We start from the raw sequence: 22,977 nt of genomic DNA, 5'->3' as shown, positions 1-22,977 counted from the left end.
TATTTATTTTCCATACTTGTATCGTATCACATTTTGTGTACGTTGCCAAATTATACATACACATAGTTTTATATTTGGGCTATCCATCCCACACCTAAAGAAGTGGGCTTTTCGCCCCTTGCTGTAAAACAAACCAAAGTAAGAAAAAAGCTAAAAATATTATTCCAATTAAAAAATATACATTATTGTTCATAATTCACCTCTATTAGTTAAGAACCCATATACAATATATGAATTCATACTACTTAAAATAGGGATACTTCTTATACTCCTTATAACTTTAAGTGTTCTGGCAAGTTTAATATCATTTATTACTAAAAATTCTATTCAATCTATAAGTGGGTTTTTAATCTTTATATTTTTAGGTAAGGTAATGACTTTGATTAAATTCTTACCAAATAAATTATTATTAATACTTTCAACTCATATAATTTCTGACATAGAGTCTATTGCAAAAGAAACTATTATGATAAAGAATGGTGAAATAATCATGAGGGGAAGCCATAGAGAAATTTTATCCAATATGAATGGGAAGGTATATACAATAAGAGTTAATGATGAAAGCCAATTAGAAGAAATAAGAAGAAAATATAAAGTAGTAAACTTACAACGTGGAATGGATTTCACTGAACTTAGAATTGTAAGTGATGAAGTTATCAATGATGAAAATGCAAAGGTTTCAGAAGCAAAATTTGAAGATGTTTACATGTTTTACTTTGATTTAGAAAACACAAAGGAGGTATAGTAAATGGGTAGACTTATAAAGGCAGAAATTAGGAAAATTCTATTAAAGAAAAGTGTTTTAATCGCTTGGATAGCATCTTTATTGCTAGGAGCAGCGCTAATTCATAATGCTACAGTAGCTGAGGTATATGCAGATGCTTTTTATAAAAGTTACGGATATACTTCTATGATGGGGCTTGTTATGTTTATGCTTTTATCAGGTTCTTATACTGTAGAATATAACTCTAATATGAATGGCTTAATAAACACTACAATGAATGGAAAGAAAAAATTGGTTATAGCAAAGGGTATAGGAGCAGGCATAGCAGCTTCTATTATAAATCTATCTATACTACTAGCAATATATTTAGACGCTATAAGAAAAGCAAATTTTAAAGGTTTAGATATACCACTAAAAAATCTATGGTATTTTAAAGGAATAAACTCAAATTTAAATGTATTAGAAATGATGATAATAGTAAGTGTTACGGTAATAATGGGATCCTTTTTCTTCGCTCAATTATGCCTATATTTATCATCTATAAGCAAATCAGCATCGATTCCATTTATTTTTGGTGGGATCATTATGGGGCTTCCATATATATTGGGAAATTTTTTACCTAAAAAAATTATTGTTTTAACCCCATTATGGGGAATGATATCTTCCCAGTTAATTAAGTATAACAGTGGCCCAGGGGTAATGGTAGCTCAAATACTTATATTTATAGCAGGTTGCTTAATTTTTCCTAGGTTAACATGACAGACAAATTATATATATTCAGTATAGGAATTTTATTAATTGGTTTTGTTTTTATAGGATTGGGAAAGATGTCCTATAGATTTAGGGCTTTTACGAATAAACAAGCGTGGAATGGAAAGACTTTTCCTTTTTTAGTTACAGGGGTTATATTTTCTATAGTTGGAATAATATTAGTATATATATTTTATCCTTATAAATAATAAGTTTAAATAAAGATTTTAAAAATACAAAATGAAACTTTTAAAAGAACCAAAATTCATATTTTTTATTTGGTTCTTTTATTATATGATATATTTAATAAGTAATGATAGTATATTATATAAATAATAGGGGAAAAAAGGATAAAGTCCATATATTAATAAAAGACAATGGAAAGGGAATAAAAGAAGAGGATCTTAAAAATATTTTTGAAAGATATTATAGAGGAACAAATACCGGGACAAAGCATAAAGGCTCTGGACTTGGTATGGCTATAGCAAATGATATTGTAAAGGCTCACGATGGTTCCATCAATATAAAAAGTCAGCTTGGAGTAGGAACTGAAATTGAGATTATTCTTTGATTTCAGTATGGTCGGAAAATCCATGTGACTTATTTTATGTATTAAGCTATAGTGAGCGTTATTGCATAATAGATGTTTAGCAAATAAAATAATACAAATACTACAATCATTAAAAATAGATGAATTTACAAAAGTCGAATGATGGTAGCACCTATAGTTTCTCAAGTTTTTGTCGTAGATGAAACTGGGGTTGGCGAGATTATACTGATCAAAGGAAGGTAGAAGTCCTCAAACTATGGGTATGAGTAAAAACGTAAGTCTTGAAACCTTTATAAATAAAGGCTTTGAGACTTTTTTGTTTTTAGAATTGCTAAAAACTCTAGCACCTGCTGATCCTTTAGCTTTAATATCAGTACTATTTGTTTTATCATACATAATTTTTTCTAATTCATTAAATCTAGATGGTTCTAATTTAATTTTCTTTATTTTAGTATCTAATTGTGTTGGTTTGTTTCTTAAAGAATTTGAAAAAATACCAACAAGTATCAATAAGGCCTTTAAATTCTTTACAAATTAAACACAAGTCATTGGCTTTTTTAAACATTCCATAATGTGTTTTTTCATACTATTTTTGAGATTCTTCAAATCTACTTATACAACTATTCCTAGATTTAAAAATTCTTAGAAGAGTGCAGGAAAATAAAAGATAATAAGAATAAGTTCCTATAAATACAGGATTTTGAGAAAGGTTAGATATGATATAATGAAACATATAAAAATTATATAAATAAAGAGTTAAATATTAACCTAAGATAAGTTACAACGATATGATCATATAATAAATTGTAGAAGTAATTAATAGATAGACAGATTATTAGTATATACTTCAATAACTACTTTCAATTAAACAGGAGGGCATTATGAAGACTATGTATTTAAATAATAAAGGAAAAGATACAATATTTAATTATTTAAAAAATGATATTAATGTTAACTCTACACTAGATGTTATTTCTATGAACTATTCTATTTACGCTTTGTACCAATTTAAAAAAGCATTTAAAAACAACAAAAATACTAATATAATAATTTCTAATCCAAATTGGAACAAGCTGAAAATCCTAGGTGAAAGATATGAAAGAGAATATAGAAATAAATTAAACCAAAGATATATAGCTTTAGAAATTAAAAATATACTTAAGGATAATATTGATATTTTCATTTCTAAAGATATTGGTATAATGAACAATGGAATCATAAAAATTGAAAATGAAAGTACAATTTCTACAATAATGGGAAATATAAAATTTACCTTAGATGGTTTAGGAATAGTACCAACAAAGGATTTTTATTTAAATACATATATGAATCATTCAAAGGATGAAAACAATAATATTGTTGAATATATAGATAGTATTAAAGATAATAGATTACATAATATAAAGAATGAGTTTATATCAATATTAGATGAGTTAATAGAAGCAAAATCTCCAGAGTATATATATTTCATAGCACTATATAGTATATTTACAGAGGAATTGGCTGGTTTAAAAGATGGAGTATTTAAGAAACAAACTGGAATAGAACAAACTAAAATATGGAATACACTTTATAAATTTCAAGAAGATGGTGCAAGAGGTATTATAGAAAAATTAGAAAAGTATAATGGATGCATATTGGCAGATTCAGTAGGTCTTGGGAAGACATTTACAGCTCTATCGGTTATAAAATATTATGAGCTTAGAAATGATAGGGTGCTTGTTTTAGCTCCTAAAAAACTTCGGGAAAACTGGACTATATATACATTAAATGACGATAGAAATCCTTTTGTAAATGATAGATTTAATTATGATGTATTGAATCATACAGACTTAAGTAGATATACGGGATATTCAGGAGATATAAACCTTGAGAATATTAACTGGGGAAATTATGATTTAATTGTAATAGATGAATCCCATAACTTTAGAAATAATAATACAAGAAAAGAAAAAGTAACTAGATATAGTAGAATGATGGAGGAAGTAATAAAAGCAGGAGTAAAATCAAAAGTATTAATGCTTTCAGCTACACCAGTAAATACTAAAATGAATGATTTAAAAAATCAAATAGCTTTTATTACAGAGGAAGATGATAGTGCCTTTAAAAGTGCTGGGATTAAAAGTATAGAACAAACTTTAAGGATAGCACAAGCTAAGTTTAATATTTGGTCGGAGTTGCCAGATGAGGCAAGAACCACTTATAGGTTCATATCTGAAGTAAATAATGATTATTTCAAATTATTAGATGCCATAACTATAGCTAGATCTAGAAAGCATATAGAAAAATATTATGGGCTTGATGAGATTGGGAAATTTCCTGAGAGACTAAAGCCTAAGAATATTTACTCTGATATAGATTTAAAAGGTGAATATCCTAGACTAGAAGATATAAATAAGATTATAAAAAAATTAAATTTTGCTATCTATAGCCCATTAAAATATGTATTACCATCTAAAAGAGATGTATATAGTAAGAAATATGATACGGAAGTTAAAGATGGAAAGTCCATATTTAAGCAAACAGATAGAGAGCAAAATATCATAGGGCTTATGAGGGTAAATATGCTAAAGAGAATGGAAAGTTCTATTCATTCATTTGGGATAACACTGGCAAATATTTTAAAGAAGATAGATTATATGATAGATAAAATTGAGAACTCACAAAATGAGAAAATTAGGGAAGTAGAAATAGATGAAGAACTAGATGATGAAGATTTAGATATGGTAACAGTGGGAGAAAAGATAGAAATTAATTTAAAGGATATGGATCTTAAAAAGTGGAAATCAGAATTAGAAGATGATAAGAGGGAATTGGAGAAAATTTTAAAGGCAACTGCAGTTATAAGACCTGAAAGAGATGAAAAACTCTATGAACTTAAAAAACTAATAGAATACAAAATAGAAAATCCAATAAATAAAGCTAATAAAAAAGTTATTATTTTTACAGCCTTTGCTGATACAGCAGACTATTTATATGAAAACTTAGCTCAAGAGTTCAAAGATATATACAATATAAACTCAGCCCTAATAAAGGGTTCTGGACAAAATAAAACTACTATGAAAGACGTAAATACTAAAGATATAAATACAGTATTAACTCATTTTTCTCCTATTTCAAAAGAGAGAAAGAAAGGGTTTACTGAGGAAATAGATATTCTTATAGCAACAGACTGCATTTCAGAAGGTCAAAATCTTCAAGATTGTGATTATTTAATAAACTATGATATACATTGGAATCCAGTTAGAATAATTCAACGATTTGGTAGAATAGATAGAATTGGTTCAAATAATGATGTAATTCAATTAGTTAACTTTTGGCCCAACATGGAGCTAGATGAATATATTAATTTGGAAAATAGAGTTAAAAGTAGAATGGTTTTATCAGATGTATCTTCAACTGGAGAAGAAAATGTCCTAGATTTAAGTAAAAAAGAGATGAATGATTTAAAATACAGACAAAAGCAACTTTTAAAACTAAAAACAGAAGTAGTGGATTTAGAAGATATATCTGGGGGAATATCAATAACAGATTTAACATTTAATGATTTTAAAATGGATTTAGAAAAATATCTAGACAAATATGAAGAAGAATTTTTCACAGGATTATATGCTATAACCAAAATACCAGAAAATTTAAAGGATGAATATGATAAGGGTGTAATATTTGTATTAAAACAGGTAGATGAAGATATAAAGGCAGAAAACTATAATCCATTTCATCCATATTATTTAATTTATATAACAGATGAAGAAGAAATAAAATATAGTTATACCCACACTAAAAATATACTAGACATACTTAAAAAAATAGGGAAAGAAAATATAGAAGTAGATATGGAGCGGGAAAATAGATTGAAAAAAGAAACAAAAAATTATAAAAACATGGACAAGTATAGGAGATTGCTTGAAAAAGCCATAGAAAATATTCTAGGTGAGAAGGAAGAAGATGGGATAATGTCTTTATTTAGACCAGGGGGAACAAGTATAGGTATAGAAAATAAAGATATAGATTCCTTTGAAACTATATCATATTTAATATTGGAGTAGATAAAATGGAAAAGATAATGGAAGTCTTTAATATAAAAGATGAATATCTATTAAATCAAAAGATATTTAAAAAGTTTTTTTATGAAAATGGAAACTTAAAACAGAATCAGAAGAACTTAATTAAAAATTATGTAGACGATATAAGTTTAGTAACTATGATAAAGCCTAACATTATCAATATACCAGAATATGAAGACGAAAACATACAATATTTAGAGATTGCTATAATAGAATTAAATCTCATAAAAGAAGGCAAAGAAGAAGAAATATCAGAAATAATGAATAAGATGATTCAATATCCAGTAATATTATTTATAAAATATGATAGGGCTATAAATCTATCTCTTTGCCAAAAAAGATTGGATAAACAAACTGGGGAAAATAATATTATAGAGGATATTTTAGTACTAAAGAATATATATGATTTTAAAAATGTAGAAGATTATTTAATATCCATAATGTATTTAAATAATACCAATTTATATGAATACTATAAAGACTTATATAAAAAGACTTATGCATTAGAACTTTCAAGGGAAGTAGATAATTTTGAAGCTATTTCAAAACAGCCTTTGGAAAGACTTCAAGAAAGCTATAATAAACTTATAAAAATAGATAGAAATATATTATCCTATAGAAATGAAATAATAGGAGAAGTAGATATAGGAAGAAGAGTGGATTTAAATATTAAACTAAAAAAAGAAGAAAAGAAAAGAACCAAATTATTTGAAGAACTTAAGGAGGTATAGTATGGAGAAGATTAATGGTGAAAGTATGGATATAGAAAGGGAAAACATAAAAAGACTAAAAGAAATATTTCCAGAAGTATTTACAGAGGATAAAATTGACTTTGAAAAGCTACAATTAATCCTTGGAGAGGATATAGAAGAAAGTGAAGAAAGATATAGTTTTAATTGGAATGGTAAAAGAGATGCCATAAGACTATCTCAAACTCCAACAACAGGAACATTAAGACCTGATAAAGATAATAGTAAGAATTGGGATGAAACAGAAAACTTATATATAGAAGGAGATAATCTAGAAGTACTTAAACTACTTCAAAAATCCTATCATGGGAAAATAAAGATGATATACATAGACCCACCTTATAATACAGGGAAGGACTTTGTCTACAAGGATAACTATAGAGATAATATGAAAAACTATCTAGAATTTACAGAACAGGTAGACGAAGAAGGACATAAACTCTCTACCAATACAGATACCAGTGGAAGATACCACACAGACTGGTTAAACATGATGTACCCTAGACTTAGACTTGCAAGGAATCTGCTTACAGATGATGGAGTAATATTTATATCTATAGATGATAATGAGGTTCATAACTTGAGGAAGATTTGCGATGAGGTATTTGGGGAGGATAATTTTGTAGCGAATTTTATCTGGCAAAAAACATATAGTACAAAAAATAATAACAAATATGTATCAGAAGACCATGATTATATATTATGTTTTTCTAAAGATATAGGTAAAATAAATCAATTTAACAGATTAGCTAGAACAAAGGAATCGGATAGATATTACAAGTACGATGATAATGATGGAAGGGGATTATATAGGTTAGATAATATAACTGCTGCTGGACAAAGGGGTTATGATATAGAATATAATGGGAAAACATATAAAGAACCTTATCCCAGTGGTTGGAGATTTAAAGAAGAGACAATGTATAAATTAATAAAAGACAATAGAATATATCTCCCTGAGGATGCGGATAAAAGGCCGCAAGTAAAAAGGTATCTAAATGAACAAGAAGGATTGATTTCAAAAACTATTTTACCCTATGAATTAGTTGGACATACTGATAGTGCTAATAGAAAATTATTTAATTTGTTACAAGATAAATTGTTCGATTATCCAAAGCCTGTTGAGTTAATGAAATATTTATGTGCACTAGTTTCTAACAAAGATTCCATAATCCTCGACTTCTTCTCAGGATCCTCCACCACTGCCCACGCAGTCATGGACCTAAATGCAGAAGATGGTGGAAATCGTAAATTTATAATGGTACAACTACCAGAGCCTACCGATGAAAAATCTGAAGCGTATAAAGCTGGATATAAAACTATTGCAGATATAGGACGTGAAAGAATAAGGCGAGCAGGGGATAAAATATTGGAAGACAATAAAGACAAAGAAGGCATAGAAGATTTAGATATAGGATTTAAGTCTTTTAAACTAGATAGTTCAAATATAAAAGAATGGAATCCAGAGTATATGGACAAGGACTTTACTATGGAAAATTTAGTCAATAATTTTGTACCAAATAGAAATGAAGAAGATATACTTTATGAAATAATATTAAAATATGGTATAGATTTAACTGCTCCAATAGAAGAACATAAAGTAAATGGCAAGACCATTTATAATGTAGGTTTTGGTGCTATTTATATATGTTTAGACAATCATATAGACAATGATGTAGTAGAAGAAATACTAAAATTAAATGAAGAAAATAAGATGCCAAATCCAATGGTAGTTTTTAAAGATACTGGATTTAAAAATGATGAAATAAAGTTAAATGCTAAGCTAAGTTTAAATGATAATGGAATAGAGGAAGTAGTTAGTATATAGGAGGTGAATCAATTGAAGATACAATTTGACCACAAACTAGATTTTCAATTAGAAGCTATAAATTCTATAGTAGATATATTTGAAGGACAGCCAATTGAAAATGGAATATTTACGGTAGAGAACTATGGACAACAGATGATTAAGACTTTTGATGACGGAGTTAGCAATAAACTATCCATATCAAAGGAAGATATATTAGAGAACGTCAGAAACATACAACTTAGAAACGGTCTTAAGCAGTCGGAAAGACTAGAGGATTTAGATTTCAGCATAGAAATGGAAACTGGAACGGGAAAAACCTATGTATATCTTAGGACCATAATGGAATTAAATAAGAAATATGGATTTAAAAAGTTTATTATAGTTGTACCTTCAGTTGCTATTAAGGAAGGTGTATATAAATCCCTCCAAATGACTGAGAAGGATTTTAGAATGCTTTACAAAAATGAACCCTATGAGTATTTTGACTATGATTCTAATAATTTAGAAGAGGTTAGAAATTTTGCTATAAGTAATAATATACAGATAATGATTATTAATATTCAGGCCTTTAATAAGAATTTTACTAAAAAAGGTTTAGGTAATATATTTCATAGAACCAACGATAAATTAAGTGGGAACAAGCCTGTTGAACTTATTCAGCAAACCAATCCCATTGTCATAATAGATGAACCCCAATCTGTAATAAATACTAATAATGCAAAAAAAGCAGTTAAATCATTGAATCCTCTATGCCTTTTAAGATATTCAGCAACTCATAGGGAAAAAATCAACTTAATGTATAAATTAGATGCTATTGATGCTTATGAAAGAAAATTAGTTAAGCAGATTGAAGTAGCTAGTATTACAAGTGAAGATGATCACAATACTCCTTATATTAAACTTCTTAGTGTAGATAATAAGAAAAGTCCTATTACTGCCAAAGTAGAAATAGATGCAATGGAAAATGGGAAATTAAAAAGAAAGCCTATAACTGTAAGGCAAAATGATGATTTGTTTAGATTGTCTCGTGGAAGGGATCTCTATAGTGGTTATATAATTAATGATATATATTGCGAAGAAGGAAACGAGTATATAGATTTTACTAGTCAAGAAGATATAATTGCATTGGGACAAAATATAGGTGGAATAGATGATGATATTATAAAAAAGGCACAAATAAGAATGACTATAGAAGAGCATTTAGAAAAGGAGCTTAGACTTAATAAGGAAGGTGTTAAAGTTTTAAGCTTATTCTTTATAGACAAAGTTGATAATTACAGGATCTATAATGAAGATGGAAGTACAGAAAATGGAAAGTATGCTAAATGGTTTGAAGAAGAGTATAGAAAACTTTTAAATAAACCTAAATATCAAAAATTATTAAATGGTGAAGATATAGATGAGCATATTAAAAATTCCCATAATGGATATTTTGCAAAAGACAACAAAGGAAGAATAAAGGATTCAAAAACTGGAAACTCAAGAGATGATGAAGATACTTATAATTTGATTATGAAAGATAAGGAGAAACTTTTAAGTTTTGATTCTAAACTTAGATTTATATTTTCCCATTCGGCCCTTAAGGAAGGATGGGACAATCCAAATGTATTTCAAATTTGTACATTAAATGAGACTAAATCTATCACTAAGAAAAGACAGGAAATTGGGAGAGGTCTTAGACTTGCTGTCAAACAAGATGGTAAAAGAACTGAAGGTTTTGATATAAACACATTGACTGTCATGGCTAATGAATCTTATGAAGAATTTGCTAAAGGACTGCAAAAAGAATATGAAGAAGATGCAGGAATTAAGTTTGGATTTATTGAAAAACATAGTTTTTCTAATATTAAAGTTGAAGAATATGGAGAAATGAAGTATATCGGAGAGGAAAGATCTGAAAAAATATTTGAAAATCTTTTAGAAAAGAAATATATAGAAGATAATGGCAAGGTAACTAGGAAGCTTCAAGTTGCAATTAAGGAGAATTTATTTGAAATAGACAAGGAGTTTAAAGATATAGAAGAAGATATCAAGCTCTTACTTGAGAAGATGGCTTCTGGTGTTAAAATTAAAGATCGTAATGATAAGAGAATAGTTAAACCTAAGAAAGAAGTTATATTATCTGATGAATTTAAAGATCTGTGGGAAAAAATAAAATATAAAACTAACTATTCTGTAAGTGTAGATTCTAAAAGGTTAGTTAAAGAGTGTTCACTTGCTATAAATAGAAATGTTAGAATAGATAGGACAAAGATTATAATGGAAAAAGCGAAATCTGATATTAGTGAAGCTGGGGTTATGATTCGGGAAGGTAATAGAAAAGTTGAAGTTGTAGATTCAAACTATGAAAAATTGCCTGATGTTCTTACTATTTTGCAAAATCAGACGGATTTAACTAGAAAAACTATTGCTAGTATTTTAGATGGCTCAGGAACATTAGAAGATTTTAAAATAAATCCACAAAAGTATATTGGAGAAGTTGCTAGTATTATAAATAGAAAGAAGAGATTACTTTTAGTTGATGGTATTAAATATACTAGGATAGGTGAAGAAGCTTATAGTTGTCAGGAATTATTCTTGAATAATGAGCTAACAGGTTATTTATCGAAAAATCTATATGAAGCTAGAAAATCTACCCATGAATATGTAGTTTATGATTCAAATGTTGAGAGGACTTTTGCTGAAAGTTTTGAAGCTAATGATGCTATAAAATTATATACAAAACTTCCATCTGAATTTAAAATAAAAACCCCATTAGGATTCTATAACCCAGACTGGGCAATTTTAGTTGAAGAAAAAGGAAATGAAAAATTATATTTTGTTGTAGAAACTAAAGGAAGCATAAAATCTGAAGATTTAAGGGATATAGAACAAGGAAAGATTCATTGTGGAAGAGAACATTTTAAAGCTTTAAATACAGGTGTAGAATTTGAAGATTATGATGATAGTAAAAAGTTTATAGATGATGTATATATTAAAATAAATAAAATATAGATTCTGATTAGATCTACTTGGTACTAAAATAGTTTTTAAAATTGAAAAACCACAATAAAGCAAACAATATAAATACTATAACCATTGTAAAATAAACATTACAAAGTAAGATAATTGTATAAAAATTGAGTAGGGGTAGTAATTTACTACTGAGCGGGATGAAAGTTTTGAAACCTTTAGGAATAGAGGATTCAAAACTTTTTTGTTTGAAAAAATATTCTATTATAAAGGCATAAATTTAAATAAAAAACAGCAATGCATACCATATATAGAAATGAACTTGAGAAACAATACAATATATGGTATATTCTTATTAAGGGATATTAGATGAAATTGTTCAAGGAAGGAGAATAATTATGAATATACATGTGACACCTAAAGATGGAAAGTGGCAAGTCAAGAAAGGAGGCGCAAAGAAAGCGACTAAGTTATTCGATACTCAGAAGAATGCAGAAGCTTATGGTAAAAAGATAGCTCAAAAGCAACAAAAAGAGTTATTGACACATGGCAGGGATGGAAAAATCAGAAAGAAAACGTCATATGGTAATGATCCATATCCACCTAGAGGTTAAAAATAAATTACTTTATTAGAAATTAATTAGCAAAAATCAATATATTTTTATAATTAGGGAGAGATTTTATGAGAGAGTTATATAGTAAATAATTATACTGAATTAGGATGTTTCGATAACTGTCATGAGGAATTGAAAGAAGCAAAAAATATAGTGATACTAATTGATATAGAACTTGTTGCAATCCATGTCATATCAGATAGATTAATATAGGTTTTAAATAGAAAATTCTTGCTGATTATAAAACTATAGGAATAAAATTTTTAAGGGGGAGTTCATTATTAAGGGAAGTAGATCGATATTTAGTCAAAGGAATTATATAACGGAGCATGATTTAAGGTTTTATTGTAAGAAAAATAATATTGATATTTCAGGAACAGAAAGTAAAGATGATATTATTAATAAAATATTATTTAGAAAAGAATTAGAGGAAGAGTTTAATAATTGGATAATAGATAAATTAAAATATGGTAAAATTGATATATTTATTAAAAGGTTGGAGAATTTAAATGGAGAGAATATAGAGAAATACTTTTCTAAAGAAAAAGATATTGAAGAATTAATATTTGAAATGGAAAATCACGATGAACTTACACTGATACAATATGAATTATATAGAAATGAAAATAAAAATATTAATCGAATAGAAATGGTATATTCAATAAAAATAGAAAGAGAAATAACTGAAGAGGAACGAGAGGAAAGTTTAGATTTAGCATATAAAGAGACTATCCATTATCCTATTTTTGTAGAGATAGATTTTGTTAACAAATTACTTATTTCACTTAGCAAACCACATGAAAATATATCTTTCATAGAAGATAATAAAATGGTTGCTAGTTCCATAAATAATTTAAATAAAAAATTATTATTTAAAATTATAAAAGATTTTGATTTAGCAGAATATAATGACGATGAAAGATATTTATATGGGTTTACTATTTTTAATATACTAGAAAAATATATAGCTACTCCTAAAATTATTAATGAAAAAATAATCGAAGAATTTGAGGAACATAGACTAGAAGATATGATATATAGTTGGTTTAAGAACAGTAAAAACTTAGAAATTAGCAGTAAAGAAAGATTTATAAAAGAATTAATGACTTTGATAGAAAAGCATATAGCAACTAATCCTAAATATTACAGAGTTTTTATGGAAGATGTAGAAGCATATCCTATAAAGATTTTCAAGAAAAATGATGAAGGCTCTTCAACCGATAACAGATCTGAAATTTCATTACTAACTAAAGAAACATTTTATGATAATAAAAGGTCTTTGATTAGAGAAAAGAAGAGTGAAGATATTATATTAATTTATAAATTGAAAAATAGAGAATACAAAATAAGATTTGAATCCAATGATGATTATTTCTATATAAAAGTTTATGATAAAATGGGAAAAGAAAACTTTGAATTAATTAAGAAAGAAGTTTTAAGAGGTTTGAATAATAGTATCAATTAGTACTAAAATAGTTCTAAAAACTTTAAAATACATAATAAATACAAATATTTGAGGTAATACAAATACTATGACCATCGAAAAATATATATTCTAAAATAGAATAAATGTATAAAAGTCGAGTTGAAATAAAAGATGGAGAGGCAATCTGTAACTTAAATGATTTAGAAAATTATAGAAAAAAACTAAGCATTATTTAAAAGAATATGAAGATAATCTACCAATATATAAGTTAAAAAATAATGAAGAATTGACTAGAAGTGATATTAAATATTTTGAGAAAATACTTTGGGAAGAGATAGGTAGCAAAGAAGAATATGTACAAACCTATGGAGAACAACCACTATTAAAATTGGTTGCAAGTATAACAGGAATGGAAAGAGCAGCAGCAGAAAAGGAATTTTCTAAGTTTTTAAAAGATGAAAACCTAAACTCAGACCAGATAGATTTTGTAAATAGCATAGTAGATTATATAGTTAAAAATGGCAGCATAGAAAAACAAGTGCTACAAGAATATCCATTTAACAAAAATGGTGGAGTGATAAATTTATTTAAAGATAGGATGGATGTAGCTAAAGATATAGTGGCTATTATTGATAAGGTTAATGGTAGGTTGATTGTGTGATAAGTTACATTAATGGATTTATCACAATCAGATCTTATTAGAAATTATGTATTAATGGGATTAGACCCAGTTACTCAAAGTAGAATTTATATTCAGTATTGGAATCCTATAGAGAATATGTTTAATTATGAGAATCAATCAACTTTAATGGATGATTTTTTTAGGGACTATATTACCTCAATAGAAGGGCAAATTCCAACTAAATCTCTTGTTTATGAAAATTTCAAAAGAATATATAATGATTTATCTCATGATACAGTTGAAGATATATGTAGTGATATTTATAAATCAGCTAAGCTTTATACAAATATGCACTATGCAAGAGATGAGAGTATGGAGTTAAATTCTTTATTTAGGGATATCAAATCCTTAAAGATGAATTTTGATGAGATAGATGATCCTCATAAAATAGGTAGAGATGTAACTAATATTGGTACATGGGGAAATGGAAATATGGAGATTTTAATGGATTCAGTAAATCAAATACCATCTATATTATATATTATTGGTCAATCCTATGATAAGCAATTAAATTAATAAGATTAACTACCAAATATTCGAATATGAAAGAGAAATGCTTTAAGAAACTTTAAAATATGGATTTCCGACAATTAAAGTAAGTAATATTGCAAAAAATTATTTTATTGTAAATATAAATTAAGTATTGTAATATTCATTAAGAGGGGATGATTCTAATAGAAATTAATATAATAAATTTTAAAGAAGTATTTAGAAAAAAATATGGATATTATAATAATTTGGATATGAATGTTCTAAAAGAATATAAAGATAATATTTTATTTTATGAAAGGAAAATGGACAATAGTATAAAATTATATAAATTCAGTAAGAAAGATTATAATATAGAGCTTTTAGCAGATATAGAAAGAAAAGGGGATGCCCAAAAAGAATATATTGGTTTAGATTATGTATATAACAATAAATTATATTTTTCCATCGGTGGAGATGATTTATTAAGCTATTATTCCTATGATTTAATAGAGAAAAAAGAAGGGTTGCTATTTCAAGGGAAATATGATTTTTCTATTTATTTAGATGATAGGTATATGATTTTAGGAAGAGATATTTGGGAATCGAATATTAGAAAACAGTATTTATATGATTTATTAGAAAGAAGAGTTTACGAAATATTAGATAAAAAAGTATATTCTATAGATTATTCAGAAACTAGAAAGATTGTATTAAATAATGAAGAATACATAGTCTTCAATAAGAGATTTTTAGATTCTTATGAATTAGATGAAATTTATAGAGAAGGTTTAGAATGTGAAGAAGAAAAAAAATCTGGTATATATGTAATTTCATTTGATAAATTTCTTAAAGGAGTAAAATCTAATAATGAAAAATTAGACTGGGATTTAGAAATAGAAAGTAGAGAGTATAGTTTTATTCAATCGGCTATTGTGGATAAAAAAATACAAATAGACTTTCTAGAAGAAAGTTATAGATTTATATATATGGATTTGAAAAGAAAACTAGCTAAGGTTTATAATATTGTTTGGAGGGGAAAGTTAGAATTAGAAGAAGTGTTTGAAGTATCTTATAGTGATTATAAGGATTCTTATAATTTAATTTTAGAAGATTTTCCATTAAAATTAACAAAATCTACTTGGTTTGATGATTTTGATGAATATAAAGTTTATTATCCAGAGGATTATTTATTTACATCTAATGATAATGAGGGCTTATCCTATATATTAGATAATATAATTATAAATGAAAAGTGGGAAGAACCAGAGGGACAGTATAAGGACTATACTATTATTAGGGATAGATTCACATTGAAAATACTTAAAATTATTGAAGGAATCGGACTATTATTAGATCATGGGAATACTTTATTAATATATTAAATAAGAGTAATAAGTCAGAGGACAGTCCTCTGACTCGTTTAATCATCTACAATTATTTTTGCATTTAGCCAATCTTTTTTAATGTATCTATAAAATACAATTATAAATCTTATAGATAGATCAAGTAACATTCCTAGCCAAGCACCTTTTAATCCCCAGTTTAATACATTTATAAATATATAAGCTGAAATTAGTCTAACAAACCACATACCACCTAATGCAGCATATAGTGGAATTTTTGTATCACCTGCACCTCTTAATACACCAGTTAAAACTATTGTAGCATTAAATAGTGGTTGGACAAAGGCAATTATTCTAAGAGCACCAACTCCCTCATTTATTACTGCCAAATCCTTAGAAAATAAGTACATTAATTGTTTTGGAAATACATATAGCATGATTCCGCTGAACAATCCTGCAAAGATTGATAGTATGAAACAAATCCTACCAAAGTTTTCTGCATCTTTCTTTTTTCCTGCTCCCAGAGCTTGTCCGATTAATGTAGTTGCTGCTACGGAGAATCCTGTTGCCGGCATATAAGATAGAGATTCAGCTGTTGTTGCTAAATGGTGAGCGGCAACTTGGATTGTACCAAGGCTTGCTACCATTTTTTGATATAGAACTTGTCCCGTTTCAGTAATTAAATCTTGACCAGTAGCAGGTGCTCCAGTTTTAAATATATGTTTTAAAAGTATTTTTTCAAATTTAAACAAATCCTTCAAGTTTAATCTTATTATTTGAGAGCCATTAAACAATAAATATAACATAATAATCCCACCTAATGCATTGGATAGGGAAGTGGCTATAGCAGCACCAGTAACTCCAAGATTAGCACCCCAGATTGTGAATTCAGTACCTATTATAGGAATGGTAACAACTCTTGTATTATAAATAAGAAAAAAATTTCCAATTATATTTAAAATATTTATAAAAAAAGCAACTGCCATTGGCATTTTAGTATTTCCAATTCCTCTCAATATACTAGATGCAGTTCTGCCTAAGAACATAGGAATAATTGCAATGGTCCAGATTCTCAAATAAGAAACAGCATCTTGAAGAATTTCACTTTCAGCACCAAGCCATTTAGGTATATGAGGTGATAGAAAGAATATTAATATAAATATTATTGTAAAAAGGATAAATCCACCCGATAATCCATTGATAGCTGCTCTTTTAGCTCGCTTGTGATTGTTGGCACCAATACTTTGGGCAACTTGTACAGTTGTACCCACAGCAAATAAAGTGGAAAAAGCCATGAGAAACCAAGTCACTGTGGCATTAATACCCACTGCTGCAGTAGCTACTGTACCCAATGTAGCTACCATCATAGTATCTGCAAAGCCAACTACAACATTGGCAATATGTTCAATAATACTGGGAACTGCAATTCTAAAAGTATCTCTTAAATAATCTTTAGTTTTCATAGTCATAACAAATATCCCCATTCTAATCTAAATCAAATTAATTATATTATAAAATCATAAAAATAGATACCATAAAAATAGATAAGTTAATAATGTAATTATTTTTTTATAAGTAAAAGAACACTTTTTAATCATAAATTTTTAGTACTGATAAATGGTATAATTGTAGATATAAAAAAAGATACATAAAAATTGGAGGGATTATTATGAATAAAAATCATGGTTTTGATACTAGAGCAATACATGCAGGAGGTACAGGAAAAAACCCAAGCAATGCTTTAAACCCACCAATATTTCAAACTTCCACTTTTGTATTCGATGATATTGACCATGTAGAGAAGGTAATGAGCTTTCAATCTGATGATTATGTCTATACTAGAGGCAACAACCCAACTTTAAGATTATTTGAAAATAGGATGGCAGAATTAGAACATGGAGAAGGAGCTGTAGCTTTTGCATCAGGTATGGCTGCTATTAGTTCAGTTTTATTTTCCTTCCTAAAACCCAATGACAATGTAATAGTTCATAGAACATTATATGGTTCAAGCTATAGTGTGATAACAAAACTTTTACCTCAATACGGTGTGGAACATAAAATAAGAGACCTTACTAATTTAGAAAATTTAAAAGAAGCTATAGACAAAAACACAAAATTAATATATTTTGAAACACCATCAAACCCAAACTTGTCCATTATAGATATTAAAAAAGTAGTGAAAATAGCTAAAGAAAAGGACATTAAGGTGGTAGTAGACAATACTTTTGCAACTCCCTATTTTCAAAATCCATTGGAATTAGGAGCTGATGTAGTAGTACATAGTGCCACAAAATATATATGTGGTCATGGAGATGTAGTTGGAGGAGTTGTTATATCTAAAGATAATGACTATATCCAAAGATTGAAATTTGACTATATGTGTGAATTTGGTGGCGTGATGAGTCCCTTCAATGCTTGGTTACTTTTAAGGGGACTGAAAACTTTGGGACTAAGAATGAGACAACATGAAAAGAATGCAACAGAAGTAGCAAAATTTTTAAAAAACCATCCAAAAATAAAAACTGTAATGTACCCTGGTCTTGAAAACTTCAAAGGATATAATATAGCAAAAGAACAGATGAATGGGTTTGGAGCCATGATAAGTTTTGAAATAGATGGTGGATTAAAAGATGCTATAAAATTTGTAGAATCAGTTAAACTTGCTCAATTAGCTGTTAGTCTTGGAGATTGTGAAACATTGATAGAAGTGCCAGCAGCTATGACTCATAGAGGATATCCAAATGAAAAATTAAAAGAATTTGGCCTAACAGAAAGTATGGTAAGAATATCTGTTGGTCTAGAAGATAGTGAAGATATAATAGAAGATTTAGAACAAGCATTAAATATGTAGGGAATGAAAGTCTTGAAACAAAACTGTCCCCTTCATATGAAGAATATTATCAAAACTTATTAAAAGTCTTAAGATATAAGGGAAGTTGAATATAGCCTTGCACCAAAATATATAAGATAGGTACTATATGAAAAGGCAAAGCAAAATGTTGAAATAAAGGTAATCAAATAATATGAATCTTAAAGGAGTGATAAATTGAAAGCTGTAATCTTTGATATGGATGGGGTAATAATAGATAGTGAACCATTGCACACAAAATTAGAGCTGGAGCTATTGGAGGAATTTGGGGGAAAAATCAGTAAAAAGGAACATGATGATTTTACTGGTACTACTGATTATTATATGTGGAGTACTTTTAAAGATAGGTTTAACTTAGAGCCTTCGGTGGAAGAATTGATAGAAATAAAAAAGGATCGATTTATTCAAAATATCCATGAAGTTAAACTTGTAGATAATTTTTATGAATTTATGTTAAAGCTTTATAATGAAAAATATTTATTGGCCCTAGCTTCATCTAATAATAGAAAGTCTATTAATTTAGTGATGGATAAATTCAATTTGAAAAAGTATATAGAGTATTCTATATCAGGAGAAGAAGTTGTAAAAGGTAAGCCAAATCCTGAAATATTTTTAAAGGCTGCAGAAAAATTGGATGTTAAGCCTCAAGAATGCTTGGTTGTAGAAGATTCTTCTGCCGGTGTTATTGCGGCAAAATCTGCAGGTATGAAATGCATTGGTTTTAAAAACCCTAATTCAGGAAATCAAGATCTATCTAAAGCTGATATTATAATAGAGGATTTTAATGAGTTAAACTTAGATGATATAAAATAGTCTAATAGATAGAAAATACTTTTTATTTAGAATAATGATCTATAGTATTAATCATTTATTTTCATCATTGTCCATATAAATATTTATTCCTGTTTTTAATTTTTCATCGGTTATTGCCATGTCCATGTTTTATGACTTCTTTTAAGGGGAGATAGAACCAATTTAAAATTGAAAAAGGACTATCCCCTATCAGGATTGACCCAAGGGGCACAAGGATACATTTAAATACTTATGTATTTCAACAGTAACTTATAGTACAGTGTTTTGGCTATTTATTATGATAGCACCACAATTATTTTCAAAAATATTTACAAACGATAAAGCTATAGCATTACTTAGGAAGGTATTTTTACTTATACCCCTTGTGCTAATATTGCCTAATATTTTATCAAATAAAGTTTTTGCAGTATTTTTAGCAGAGCCAATATCAGATATAATAGCAGCAACAGTTACAGGAATATTATTCTATAAAGATTTTAGTTCAACCTTGAGAAGTATGCCAAATACACCATCTTATAATTAACTAAATATGAATTTCCAGTAAGTTTATATTTCTTAATATTATTTTATACTAGTGAAAATATAAGAAATGGCATAATCAATAAAAAAAGCAAGTTGAAATTTTTCAACTTGCTTTTTTCATCCTTTAATTAAAGTCTATTTAGTTTTGATACTATACTTGATGGTGTGTTAACTATTGTATCCATTACTGGACAATTGCCATCAACAAATTTAATAAATTCTTCTAGCTTTTCTTCGTCTTCATCAGATTCAAAGAAATAGTTTGTTTCTAAACTTGAAAATCCAATTTTTGCATCTTTATCTAATCCTAAGAACCCATTAGGATTAAGTGTTCCTTCAACTTCTATTCTTATATTCTTTATATCAAGATTGTGGGCTTCAGCAAAGCTTCTTGCAACTATTGTTTTGCAAGCACCAATTGCATTTAATAAACATTCAACTGGATTCATACCTAGATCATTTCCACCAAGATCCTTAGGTTCATCAAGCGTGATTTCAAAGTCTCTTGATTTACAACTTACAGTAAGCCCTTCTTTTGCTTCGACTACAGCATTAAACTTAGCATCTGCCATAACATCAGCCATTTTTAAATTCCCCCTCATATAATGTATTGATAATATATCACCATATTTATCAACTATATATTAACATATAAAAAGACAAGCTTCAATATTATTAGCGACTATTATAAAAATCACTAAATTTAGTTAAAAGTAGTCTAATAACGTATTAAAATGTGGGAGAAGAGTTCGGAAAATATTTTAAATTCAGATTAAAGTTAAAAAATTGACAAAAAAATTGTATTATTATATTATGAAATCATAAAATATAAACTTAGGATATAAGGGTGAAATAGCTAAATATAGGACATGTCATAATAAGGTAAAAGTATATATATTAATACAAGTTGTTTTTATTTTAGGGGGGCTAATTATGAAAAAAGAAATAAGGGTAACATCATTGCCAGGATTTCAACCTAGTGCCAAGGTAGGGAAAATAAATATATCACCAGGAGATGAAGTATCAGAAGGGGATATACTATTGACTTTAGAAGGTGCAAAAGGCACAAAAGATTTAGAATGTGATCTGTGTGGAAAAGTTGTTTCCATTGAAGTTGAAGAAGGGGACGAAGTAAAAAAAGAAGATTTAGTAATAGTTATAGAATGTTCAGAAGAAGATAAAAAAGCTGAGAAAGAAGAAAAAGTGGAAAATATTGAAGTTGAAAACAAGTATTCAGCAGAAGTTGTAGTTTTAGGTGGTGGACCAGGTGGATATGTAGCTGCTATTAGAGCTAGCCAAAATGGAAAATCTGTAATAATAATAGAAGAAGATAAATTGGGAGGAACCTGTTTAAATAGAGGATGTATTCCAACTAAATCTATGGTACAAAGTACAAGGGTAAATGATTTAATAAATTCTGCTGATATTTTTGGAATAGAAAATGCTACAGGACATATATCAATGGAGAAGATAATAGATAGAAAAGATGGAGTTGTAAATACTTTAGTATCTGGTATTGAAGCAAGTATGAAGAAACATAATATAAAGGTTTTAAACGGTAGAGGTAGAGGATATGATGAAAAATCTTTAGTTGTTGATATGGATGGTAAAAAAGTTATAGTAGAGTTTGAAAACTTAATATTAGCACCAGGTAGTGTAGTTTCAATACCAAACTTTGAAGGGGCTTTTGAAGATGATATTTTAACTTCTGATGAATTATTAGAATTAAAAGAAATTCCAGAGTCATTAATAATCTTAGGTGGAAGGGTTATTGCTATGGAGTTCGCTTTTATATATAGAAAATTAGGCTCTAAAGTAACTGTAATCCAAAGATCAAATACTATATTCCCAAATATAGATGAAGATATAATAGAAGTTGTTAGAGATAGTGCTATAGAAAATGGTATAACTTTATTGGAAGGTACTAGCGTGAAAGCTATTAAAAGTACAGTAGATGGAGGAAAAGCAGTTATATTTGATCAAGGTGGAGAAGAAAAAGTTGTAGCGGCAGAGAAAGTTGCTATTGCTACAGGAAGAAAACCAAATTTAGAAGGCCTAGATTTAGACAAGCTAGGTGTGGAAATTTGTGAAAAAACTAAAGGAATAAAAGTAGATAAGAAAATGCGTACAACTGCTGAAAATATTTATGCAATAGGGGATGCAACAAACCTATATAATTTAGCCCATGTAGCTTCAAAACAAGGTATAATAGCTGCTGATAATATAAATGATGCAGAAATTGAAATGGATTATTCTGCAATTCCAGAGGCAGTTTTCACAGAGCCAGAAATTGGACTTGTAGGTATGAATGAAAAAATGTGTAAAAAAGAAGGAATAGAATATATAGTAGGAAAATTCCCTTATATGGCTAATGGCAAAGCTTTAGTAGAAAATGAAACTAATGGCTTTGTTAAGGTTATTGCAGATAAAGAAACTAGAGAAATCATAGGGGCTGGTTTAGTAGGCTCAGCAGCTACTGATTTATTAAGTGTTTTTGGAAATCTTGTTACAAACAAGAACACTATTGATGAAGCTAAAAATGTTATTTATGCACATCCAACTGTTTCTGAAACTGTATTTGAAGCTATACTAGACTTAGATAATGAATCACTTCACAAGTAATAGAAGGGAAGGT

At 27.9% G+C, this 22,977-nt stretch carries 18 protein-coding genes and 1 pseudogene; 16 read left to right on the top strand and 3 right to left on the bottom strand.

The features are described 5' to 3' along the window. Positions 1-379: 379 nt before the first annotated feature. The 3 genes from FYJ27_RS09980 (at position 380) to FYJ27_RS09970 (ending at position 2,045) form a co-directional block, all read left to right on the top strand. Complete coding sequence (locus tag FYJ27_RS09980; protein WP_229775530.1) at positions 380-745, top strand: hypothetical protein; 366 nt, start codon at positions 380-382, stop codon at positions 743-745. Positions 746-748: 3 nt separating this feature from the next. Then, entirely contained in the window at positions 749-1,483 is a 735-nt protein-coding gene (locus FYJ27_RS09975; protein ID WP_154484701.1) for a hypothetical protein, read from the top strand. A gap of 304 nt (positions 1,484-1,787) precedes the next feature. Continuing rightward, positions 1,788-2,045, top strand: coding sequence for an ATP-binding protein (locus FYJ27_RS09970; RefSeq protein ID WP_154484700.1), 258 nt, complete (start codon positions 1,788-1,790; stop codon positions 2,043-2,045). Positions 2,046-2,273: 228 nt separating this feature from the next. On the opposite strand, the gene FYJ27_RS09965 is transcribed toward FYJ27_RS09970, so the two are convergent. Then, positions 2,274-2,534, bottom strand: coding sequence for a hypothetical protein (locus FYJ27_RS09965; RefSeq protein WP_154484699.1), 261 nt, complete (start codon positions 2,532-2,534; stop codon positions 2,274-2,276). 371 nt (positions 2,535-2,905) lie between these two features. Here FYJ27_RS09965 and FYJ27_RS09960 point away from each other — a divergent pair, with 371 nt between their 5' ends. The 9 genes and pseudogenes from FYJ27_RS09960 (at position 2,906) to FYJ27_RS09920 (ending at position 16,177) form a co-directional block, all read left to right on the top strand. After that, positions 2,906-6,073: a helicase-related protein gene (locus tag FYJ27_RS09960; RefSeq protein ID WP_154484698.1), complete on the top strand. Its 3,168-nt coding sequence runs from the start codon at positions 2,906-2,908 to the stop codon at positions 6,071-6,073. 5 nt (positions 6,074-6,078) lie between these two features. Next, complete coding sequence (locus FYJ27_RS09955) at positions 6,079-6,822, top strand: DUF4391 domain-containing protein (protein ID WP_154484697.1); 744 nt, start codon at positions 6,079-6,081, stop codon at positions 6,820-6,822. A gap of 1 nt (position 6,823) precedes the next feature. Next, positions 6,824-8,668 carry a site-specific DNA-methyltransferase gene (locus tag FYJ27_RS09950; RefSeq protein ID WP_154484696.1) on the top strand — a complete coding sequence of 615 codons (1,845 nt, stop codon included), beginning with the start codon at positions 6,824-6,826 and terminating at the stop codon, positions 8,666-8,668. A gap of 12 nt (positions 8,669-8,680) precedes the next feature. Next, the gene (locus FYJ27_RS09945; RefSeq protein ID WP_154484695.1) at positions 8,681-11,644 is read left to right on the top strand and encodes a type III restriction-modification system endonuclease; all 2,964 of its coding nucleotides are present in this window, start codon (positions 8,681-8,683) and stop codon (positions 11,642-11,644) included. Between the two features lie 356 nt (positions 11,645-12,000). Then, positions 12,001-12,216, top strand: coding sequence for a DUF2188 domain-containing protein (locus FYJ27_RS09940; RefSeq protein ID WP_154484694.1), 216 nt, complete (start codon positions 12,001-12,003; stop codon positions 12,214-12,216). A gap of 496 nt (positions 12,217-12,712) precedes the next feature. Then, positions 12,713-13,681 (top strand): hypothetical protein, encoded by a 969-nt coding sequence (locus FYJ27_RS09935; protein WP_154484693.1) that lies wholly within the window; start codon positions 12,713-12,715, stop codon positions 13,679-13,681. A gap of 190 nt (positions 13,682-13,871) precedes the next feature. Beyond that, a pseudogene (locus tag FYJ27_RS09930) lies at positions 13,872-14,303 on the top strand (type I restriction-modification enzyme R subunit C-terminal domain-containing protein); the annotation flags it as partial. A 12-nt stretch (positions 14,304-14,315) separates the two neighbouring features. Continuing rightward, positions 14,316-14,840 (top strand): hypothetical protein, encoded by a 525-nt coding sequence (locus FYJ27_RS09925; RefSeq protein ID WP_154484691.1) that lies wholly within the window; start codon positions 14,316-14,318, stop codon positions 14,838-14,840. Between the two features lie 149 nt (positions 14,841-14,989). Beyond that, positions 14,990-16,177 carry a hypothetical protein gene (locus FYJ27_RS09920; RefSeq protein ID WP_154484690.1) on the top strand — a complete coding sequence of 396 codons (1,188 nt, stop codon included), beginning with the start codon at positions 14,990-14,992 and terminating at the stop codon, positions 16,175-16,177. Between the two features lie 38 nt (positions 16,178-16,215). On the opposite strand, the gene FYJ27_RS09915 is transcribed toward FYJ27_RS09920, so the two are convergent. Then, a complete protein-coding gene (locus FYJ27_RS09915; RefSeq protein ID WP_195839119.1) occupies positions 16,216-17,607 on the bottom strand; it encodes an MATE family efflux transporter in 1,392 nt (463 codons plus the stop codon). A gap of 200 nt (positions 17,608-17,807) precedes the next feature. Here FYJ27_RS09915 and FYJ27_RS09910 point away from each other — a divergent pair, with 200 nt between their 5' ends. The 3 genes from FYJ27_RS09910 (at position 17,808) to FYJ27_RS09900 (ending at position 20,343) form a co-directional block, all read left to right on the top strand. Next, entirely contained in the window at positions 17,808-18,989 is a 1,182-nt protein-coding gene (locus FYJ27_RS09910; RefSeq protein ID WP_154484688.1) for a trans-sulfuration enzyme family protein, read from the top strand. A gap of 195 nt (positions 18,990-19,184) precedes the next feature. Then, on the top strand, positions 19,185-19,820 hold the full coding sequence (locus FYJ27_RS09905) for an HAD family hydrolase (RefSeq protein ID WP_154484687.1): 636 nt from the start codon (positions 19,185-19,187) through the stop codon (positions 19,818-19,820). A 277-nt stretch (positions 19,821-20,097) separates the two neighbouring features. Further along, the gene (locus FYJ27_RS09900) at positions 20,098-20,343 is read left to right on the top strand and encodes a hypothetical protein (RefSeq protein ID WP_195839118.1); all 246 of its coding nucleotides are present in this window, start codon (positions 20,098-20,100) and stop codon (positions 20,341-20,343) included. A 127-nt stretch (positions 20,344-20,470) separates the two neighbouring features. Here FYJ27_RS09900 and FYJ27_RS09895 read toward each other — a convergent pair whose 3' ends face one another. Further along, positions 20,471-20,926: an OsmC family protein gene (locus FYJ27_RS09895; protein ID WP_229775529.1), complete on the bottom strand. Its 456-nt coding sequence runs from the start codon at positions 20,924-20,926 to the stop codon at positions 20,471-20,473. Positions 20,927-21,275: 349 nt separating this feature from the next. Between FYJ27_RS09895 and lpdA the strand changes: the two genes are divergently transcribed. Next, positions 21,276-22,964, top strand: coding sequence for a dihydrolipoyl dehydrogenase (gene lpdA, locus FYJ27_RS09890; protein ID WP_154484686.1), 1,689 nt, complete (start codon positions 21,276-21,278; stop codon positions 22,962-22,964). Positions 22,965-22,977: the final 13 nt, after the last annotated feature.

Source organism: Anaerosalibacter bizertensis (genome assembly GCF_009696605.1).
Classification (GTDB): Bacteria; Bacillota; Clostridia; order Tissierellales; family Sporanaerobacteraceae; genus Anaerosalibacter; species Anaerosalibacter bizertensis.
Note: the sequence above shows the minus strand (reverse complement) of the source record. Positions and strands in the feature narration are given on the sequence as shown.